General features: G+C 42.0%; 1 pseudogene. It reads right to left on the reverse strand.

Features of this window, described 5'->3' with window-relative positions:
- Positions 1-324 (reverse strand): annotated as a pseudogene (locus N8M95_RS09220) (T7SS effector LXG polymorphic toxin); the annotation flags it as partial.

The following is a 324-nucleotide window of genomic DNA, read 5'->3' on the forward strand; positions in this document are numbered from 1 at the left end:
GAGTTCCTTAAAGGCAACCAAATCCTGACTCGCATGATTACTTTCATACTGGATGATCGAGTTGTCCAAGTTCTTGAGCTGGTTCATGAGGAAGTTATAGTTCATGACTGTACTGGTATGACTGCTTCCTGAATAGCTCACCAAGTCTGAAACCTTGTCCTTGGTCGTGTTCAAGAGCTCAATCTCACTCTTTAGATTGTCCCGTGAACTCTTTAAATCACTATGAAGGGTTGTAAACACCTGACCCGGTAACTTTGCATGATTGCTTGAATCAATCTGGTAGTAACCATCCTTGTACAGTAGGAGGTTAGTTGAGTAGTCATT

Origin of the sequence: Streptococcus mitis, assembly GCF_946190325.1 — a bacterium.
In the GTDB taxonomy this organism is placed as follows: domain Bacteria; phylum Bacillota; class Bacilli; order Lactobacillales; family Streptococcaceae; genus Streptococcus; species Streptococcus mitis_CF.